The sequence below is a fragment of the Arthrobacter parietis genome, from assembly GCF_039530425.1.
GTDB lineage: Bacteria > Actinomycetota > Actinomycetes > Actinomycetales > Micrococcaceae > Arthrobacter_D > Arthrobacter_D parietis.
In genome coordinates this window covers 380,926-387,781 of the sequence record NZ_BAAAON010000002.1, presented here as the reverse complement: position 1 = coordinate 387,781, position 6,856 = coordinate 380,926, and the positions used below count along the sequence as shown (strand labels likewise).

Annotated in this window: 7 protein-coding genes; 1 reads left to right on the top strand and 6 read right to left on the bottom strand. The window is 64.4% G+C overall.

Going from position 1 to position 6,856, the window contains the following annotated elements:
- Window positions 1-69: 69 nt before the first annotated feature.
- Both rpsD and ABFX19_RS10005 read right to left on the bottom strand, forming a co-directional pair.
- Entirely contained in the window at window positions 70-696 is a 627-nt protein-coding gene (rpsD, locus tag ABFX19_RS10010; protein ID WP_056549410.1) for a 30S ribosomal protein S4, read from the bottom strand.
- 231 nt (window positions 697-927) lie between these two features.
- Complete coding sequence (locus tag ABFX19_RS10005; protein ID WP_056549409.1) at window positions 928-2,376, bottom strand: replication-associated recombination protein A; 1,449 nt, start codon at window positions 2,374-2,376, stop codon at window positions 928-930.
- A gap of 60 nt (window positions 2,377-2,436) precedes the next feature.
- Between ABFX19_RS10005 and ABFX19_RS10000 the strand changes: the two genes are divergently transcribed.
- Entirely contained in the window at window positions 2,437-3,114 is a 678-nt protein-coding gene (locus ABFX19_RS10000) for an acVLRF1 family peptidyl-tRNA hydrolase (protein ID WP_277357304.1), read from the top strand.
- Window positions 3,115-3,124: 10 nt separating this feature from the next.
- On the opposite strand, the gene rpe is transcribed toward ABFX19_RS10000, so the two are convergent.
- Genes rpe through def form a run of 4 tightly spaced genes read right to left on the bottom strand, consistent with a single transcriptional unit; the run spans window position 3,125 to window position 6,830 of the window.
- Entirely contained in the window at window positions 3,125-3,793 is a 669-nt protein-coding gene (gene rpe, locus ABFX19_RS09995) for a ribulose-phosphate 3-epimerase (RefSeq protein ID WP_346028233.1), read from the bottom strand.
- 42 nt (window positions 3,794-3,835) lie between these two features.
- The gene (locus ABFX19_RS09990; RefSeq protein ID WP_346028232.1) at window positions 3,836-5,332 is read right to left on the bottom strand and encodes an RsmB/NOP family class I SAM-dependent RNA methyltransferase; all 1,497 of its coding nucleotides are present in this window, start codon (window positions 5,330-5,332) and stop codon (window positions 3,836-3,838) included.
- Window positions 5,329-6,246, bottom strand: coding sequence for a methionyl-tRNA formyltransferase (fmt, locus tag ABFX19_RS09985; protein WP_277357302.1), 918 nt, complete (start codon window positions 6,244-6,246; stop codon window positions 5,329-5,331). Before fmt ends, ABFX19_RS09990 begins: the two co-directional genes overlap by 4 nt.
- The gene (gene def, locus ABFX19_RS09980; RefSeq protein WP_346028231.1) at window positions 6,243-6,830 is read right to left on the bottom strand and encodes a peptide deformylase; all 588 of its coding nucleotides are present in this window, start codon (window positions 6,828-6,830) and stop codon (window positions 6,243-6,245) included. The genes fmt and def overlap by 4 nt, the downstream gene beginning before the upstream one ends.
- Between the last annotated feature and the right edge of the window lie 26 nt (window positions 6,831-6,856).

Sequence of the window (6,856 nt, the reverse complement as noted above, 5' to 3'; positions counted from 1 at the left end):
GCGTGCGCCGCGGGCTCTTGGGTAACTGATGTTCAGTTGTACTGCCGACACGCCGAATTCGGCGTTGGATCAGCGGGCGTAGTATTCCACCACGAGCTGCTCTTCACAGGTCACAGGGACCTCCGAGCGCTTGGGGCGGCGGACCAGGCGGGCCTGGAGCTTCTCAATCTGAACGTCAAGATACGCGGGAACTGCCGGAAGCACATCGCGGTGAGCGCCTGCTGCGGCAACCTGCAGCGGAACCATGGTCTCGCTGCGGCTGTGCACGTGGATGAGCTGCCCTTCCTTGACGCGGAACGACGGACGGTCCACGCGTGCACCGTCGACCATGATGTGACGGTGAACCACGAGCTGGCGTGCCTGGGCGCTGGTGCGTGCGAAACCCGCACGCAGCACAAGTGCGTCAAGGCGCATTTCGAGCAGTTCGATGAGGTTCTCACCGGTCAGGCCAGCTGTACGGCGGGCCTCTTCGAAGACGCGGGCCATCTGCGCTTCGCGGATACCGTACTGCGCGCGCAGACGCTGCTTTTCGCGCAGGCGTACTGCGTAGTCGCTGTCCTGCTTGCGGCGGGAGCGGCCGTGCTGTCCCGGTGCGTACGGACGACGCTCCAGGTACTTCTCGGCCTTCGGGGTCAGAGCAATGCCGAGGGCCCGCGAGATGCGGACCTTGCGGCGGGCACGTGTGTTGTTAGCCACGTTTACCTTTCACTGTTTTGCGGCGAAGCAGCTCACGACGGCGAACGCCGCGAGCTCTTTGGTGTCGCTGGCCTCCACGTTCGGAGAGCCGGAAGGGGCCGCTTTTCCGGTACTACAGTCCGCGGGTTCTCACTGGTGCTGCTGCCCAAGGGATCTGAGAAAATTCAGATCTGCGGGTAGCGGGCATGGATGAGCCGCGACTTGCCAGTCAACGCACTATCCTAGCAGTGCTCAGCGGTTCCGAATAATGGCGCGAAGTTTCTCCAGCCGCGCGGAAACTGTCCGTTCGGTACCCCGGTCAGTCGGAACGTAGTAGTCGGTGCCCACGAGGTCATCCGGTGCATACTGCTGGCTCGCGATTCCATGGGGTTCATCGTGTGAATAAACGTACCCTTTCCCGTGGCCCAGTTGCCGTGCGCCGGGATAGTGGGCGTCCCGAAGGTGCGCGGGTATGCCCTGCCCCTTTCCCGCCCGAACATCGGCGATAGCCCGATTGATTCCGTTGTAGGCGGCGTTTGACTTCGGTGCGGTGGCAATATGCACGACAGCTTCCGCGAGGATGATGCGGCCCTCCGGCATTCCAATCAGCTGAACGGCCTGTGCCGCTGCAACCGCTGTCTGGAGCGCAGTGGGATCTGCCATCCCGACGTCCTCCGCCGCGGAGATCATCAGTCTGCGTGCCACGAAGCGGGGGTCTTCGCCGGATTCCAGCATGCGGGCCAGGTAGTGCAGCGCGGCATCCACATCTGAACCGCGCAGGGACTTGATGAAGGCGCTGACCACGTCATAGTGCTGGTCCCCTGCGCGGTCATAGCGCAAGGCAGCGACGTCAACAGCTTTTTCGGCATGCTGGAGCGTGATGCGGACAGGTCCAGGGTGGGCTCCTTCGCTCGCCGATGCCTCTTCCGCTTCCTCGTCTTCATCCTCGTCCGGTCCCTGTTCCGATACCGCGGAGCATGCGACGCCGGCAGCTGCCTCAAGTGCCGTCAGTCCCCGACGGGCATCGCCGGCGGCTAACCTCACCAGGTGCGCCAGCGCATCCTCCTCGAGCGCGACTTCTCCTGCCAGGCCGCGCGGGTCCTCCACGGCGCGTTGCAGCAGTGCACTGATGTCCTCTTCAGTGAGCGGCTTCAGCGTCTGCAGAAGGGAACGGGACAGCAGCGGGGAGACAACCGAGAACGACGGGTTCTCCGTAGTGGCCGCAATGAGTACTACCCAGCCGTTCTCGACGCCGGGCAACAGCGCATCCTGCTGCGCCTTATTGAAACGGTGGATCTCATCCAGAAAAAGAACTGTTGTGATGCGGTGCAGGTCCCGGTTGGACAGGGCTTCATCCATCACCCGGCGGACGTCCTTGACGCCTGCGGTTATTGCAGACAGTTCGACGAATTTGCGGCCCTGACCGCGCGCAATGACATGCGCCAGCGTGGTCTTTCCTGTACCGGGCGGCCCCCAAAGGATGACGGACGTTGGAGCTCCCGTGCGTGCGGCCGGCTCCCCTGCCGCCAAGGTCCGAAGCGGAGACCCCACACCGAGGAGGTGCTGCTGCCCAACCACTTCATCGACCGTGCGCGGGCGCATCCGCACCGGCAGCGGGCTGCGTGGCCGGTTGCGTTCCGTCCCCGAGGCGGTAGCCGGCTCGCCATAGCCGTCGGAGTCGAGGCTGAATAGGTCGTTCACAGTGCCAAGGCTACTGTGAACCTCTGACACCCAATGCCCACAGGTCCGAAAGGAAGCGACGTGCAGGACAAACGGTCGGTGCTGGTCACGCCCGAGCGCCTGGCCGGCTGGGTGCAGCGCTTCGGCGAGCGAAACGGAACTTTCTCTGCAGAACACGCCGATCGCAAGGCCGGCGTTGTGGTCCTGCGGGCCGCAAATGGGTGCAGGGCCGAGATCGCCGCTCCCCTTGCTGTTCTCAGCCGGAGTGAGGTCTTCAGTGAACCGATGCCGTCCGAGCCGCAGCCGGCGATTGAAGCACTGATCCGGGTTTCGTCGGTTCCAGTCACCGTAGGTGTGCTCCTGATCCGGCGCGGCGGCTACGGCGTCGGGATTGCAAGGGAGGGAGCCCTCATCGCTTCGAAGAACGGCACCCGCTATGTCCAGTCACGTACCGCCGCCGGCGGCTGGTCCCAGCAGCGGTTCGCCCGGCGAAGGGCCAACCAGGCTGATGCACTGGTCGATACCGCAGCAGAGCGGGCGGCTGTCCTCTTCGACGCGGACCATCCTGCCTGCCTACAGCCGGGCGGCGACGCAAAGCTTTTCTCCGAGTGCCTTGGGCACGCGAGACTGGCTGCCTACCGCAGTCTCCCCCGCCTGCCTCTCCTGCCCGTACCCGACCCACGCCAGGACGTGCTCCGCCAGGCGGCTGCCGACACGCGGGCGCTGCGTATCACCCTGACCGGCATACCGCCGGCCTAAGCCCTAATGCCTACCGGGTGTGCTGGTCAGACGCTGCCCGCCGGAGCCCCGCGATGGCCTCCGCGGGATCTTCTGCACCATAGACCGAAGACCCCGCCACGAAAACCGTAGCTCCGGCTTCGGCTGCGCGGACTATGGTGTCCTTCGTGATACCCCCGTCGACCTGAATGACAAGCGGCAAATCTGAGCCGCGGATGGCCTCGGCCGCCCGCCGGATCTTGGGAAGCGTCACATCAAGGAAAGACTGTCCCCCGAAGCCGGGCTCCACTGTCATGATGAGCAGCATGTCCAGCTCGCCGAGCATGTCCAGATAGGGCTCGACGGCGGTAGCGGGGCACAGAGCCATACCCGCGCGTGTGCCTGCTGAACGCAATTCCCGTGCCAGCCTGATCGGTGCCCGAGCCGCTTCGGCATGGAATGTGACTGAAGCGGCACCCACGGCGGCATACTCAGGGGCCCAGCGGTCGGCGTCGTCAATCATGAGGTGCACGTCCAGCGGGACGGGACTCACTGCCTGAATCCGTTTCACAACTGGAAGCCCGAGCGTGAGGTTGGGAACGAAGCTGTTGTCCATGACGTCCACGTGCACGGCGTCCGCAGTGGAAATGCGTCCGAGTTCGGACTGCAGGTTGACGAAGTCCGCCGACAGGATGCTTGGGTGAATGCAGCAGGTTCTCAATGTTCGACCTTTCTTTGGGGGTGAACCGTCGGGACTCGAACGCTAGGTTGCCCGTCGAATCAGGGCGAGGAACATGGCATCGGTACCGTGTACGTGCGGCCACAGTTGCGCCGTTGACTCATGGCCCGCGTGGAGTGAACCGCTCTTGCTCACGCCATCCAGCACCTGGCCCGCGTCCAGAAGCACGTAACCGTCCCTGTCGCGGAGGCTGTCCTGAACGACGGCCGTAGTTTCTGCGGGATGCGGCGAGCAGGTGACATAGGCCACCACACCGCCCGGACGAACCGTTTCGAGGGCCTCCGCGAGCAGAGCCCGCTGCAGGGGTCCCAGTTCCGCGAGATCGGAGGGCTGGCGGCGCCAACGGGCCTCAGGCCTGCGGCGGAGCGCACCCAGACCGGTGCACGGCGCGTCGACAAGGATGCGGTCGAATCCCCCAGGGTAGGATTCCCCGATGCTGCGCCCGTCACCCACACGTACGCTCCATACGGCCGGATCCACTGCGGCAAGGGCTTGCCGGACGAGCGCTGCACGGTGTTCGGCTGGTTCGTTTGCTACGAGCCTGTAACCGCGCTGGGCGGCGATCGCGGCCAGCAGGGCCGACTTACCACCCGGACCGGCACACAGGTCAAGCCACTCTTCGCCGTCTTCCGGAGGATGATCAACCTCGACGGCGGCCAGGGCACGCGCGACCAGCTGGGATCCGGCGTCCTGCACTCTGATTCGGCCGGATCGAACTGACTCAAGCCGGCCGACGTCGCCGGCGGCGAACAACGCTGAATCCGCCACCAGCTCGCCTGCGCGGGCACCGGCTTCCAGCGCTCCGTCAAGTTCTCCGATACCCGGCAATGCAACCAGGTTGACGACGGGCGCGGCATTGTCTGCAGCCAACAGGTCGTCGATCTCGACGACGGAACGCCCGTGATTCACGAGGCTTTGCCGCATGGTGCGGACGATCCATTCCGGGTGGCTATGGCGCAGCGAACTGACGCGGACAGGGTCCTCAACCCCCTCTGTGAGCATGTCTAGCCACTCAGCAAAGGACTTGCGGGAAACCTTCCGAAGTACGGCATTGATCAGGGAAGATGGTCCGGCTCCAATGACGGCTCTGGCAAGCCCCACCGTCTGGTCAAGTGCTGCGTGCGGGGGGACGCGCATTGCCATCAACTGGTGGACGCCTAGCCTTAGCGCATCAAGGACAGCCGGATCAAGCTGCGCAAGCGGACGATCGACACACAGCGAGAGGATGGCGTCATACGTGCCCTGACCGCGAAGAGCCCCGTAAGCCAATTCGGTGGCGAAGCCTGCGTCCTGACGGCCAAGGCGATGCTTGCGGATGCTGGTCGGCAGCACGAGGTTCGCATAGGCGTCGTCTGCCGCGACAGCCCGCAGGACTTCGAAAGCCACGAGGCGGGCCGGATCCGCCCGCCGGGTGCGTTCTCCCGGTGCGGTCGCGGAGAACTTACGCTCACCTGACCTGTTGCGTTCGCGTCCCCGCTCATTGCGACGGCTTGATTCTCCGGACCGGTATTCAGGTGTCATTCGAAAATCAGATCCTCTCGGCGAGTTCCGCGGAACCATTCGGCAGCGGCGAGCATAGAACGGCCTGCAGGTTGAACCTCCGTCAGTTGGACCGCATGCGAGCCTGTCCCCACGAGCACGGCCCCGTCCCTTTCACGAACGCGGCCCGAAGGAATCTCTCCGATGTCGGGATGAAGAAGAACTACTCCGAGCTTGACGCGCTGTCCGTCCAGCAAGGTCCATGCACCGGGTTCCGGTGTCACACCGCTGATCCGGCGCTTGATTGCGAGGGCCGGATCAGACCAACGGATTCTTCCGTCGGCGCTCGAGAGCTTGGGAGCGAGGGACACTTCGCCGCTTTGGGGAACAGGGACTGCGCGTCCCTGCTCGAGCGCGGCAAGCGTCTGGGAAAGAAGTACCGCGCCGCTCTGAGACAGGCGTTCCAGGAGGACGCCACTAGTGTCCTCGGAACGGACCGGCTCCGTCACTGTCCCGAACACCGGCCCGGTGTCCAGGCCCTCCTCGAGAAGGAACGTGGATGCCCCCGAGATGTCATCCCCGTTGATCAGCGCGTGCTGCACGGGTGCCGCACCCCGCCAGGACGGCAGCAGGGAGAAGTGGAGGTTGATCCAACCAAACCGGGGTTGTTGCAGCGCTGCGGGTGGAACAAGGCCGCCGTATGCGACGATCACCGCAGCATCCAGGTCCAGCGCCTTCAAGCGCTCAACAACCGGCTCGTCGATACGGTTTGCCTTGATGATCTCCAGACCTGCCTCGGCTGCAGCCTGGGCAACGGGACTCGGCGTGAGGACTTTCTTCCGCCCCACAAGGGCATCCGCCCGTGTGAGCACGGCGGCGACCTCATGGCCGGCCCAACGAAGCTCATTCAGGGACGGCACTGCCACCTGAGGCGTTCCGGCGAAAAGTATTCTCATGCGCCGGCGCCCTGGCTGCCCGGCAGGGACGCTTTCATGCCGAACGCTGATCCGACGTTTCCGGACCGCTTGGATACGGTGTCGAGAGTGACGTCGCTGTAGCGTCCGTTACGGATAGCGCGCATGGCGCTGCGGCGGTCCTCGCCCGCCAGACGATCTATGTAAAGACGCCCATCAAGATGATCGGTTTCATGCTGGAAGCAGCGCGCAAGCATCCCCGTGGCGTTGAGTTGCACCGGTTCTCCGGTCACGCTGAATCCCTTGAGCAGGACCTCCTCGGCGCGCGGAAGTGGGAACCCGATGCCCGGCACAGAGAGGCAGCCCTCCTGATCGTCGGCCTGCAGCCCGCCGGAAGCCGTCAGCCGCGGATTGATGACATGACCTTCTTCTCCGTCAACGGCATAAGTGAAAACCCGCAAGCCGACACCGACCTGGGGCGCCGCCAACCCTGCACCCCGCACGCTATGCATGGTCTCTACCATGTTCTGCACCAGCCGCGCCAGGTCCGGACCGTACTCGGTCACCTGCGCCGCAGGCGTCCGTAGTACGGGATCACCGATCATTCTGATACTCAGAACCGTCATCCGGTTGAACATCCTCATCTGTGCTT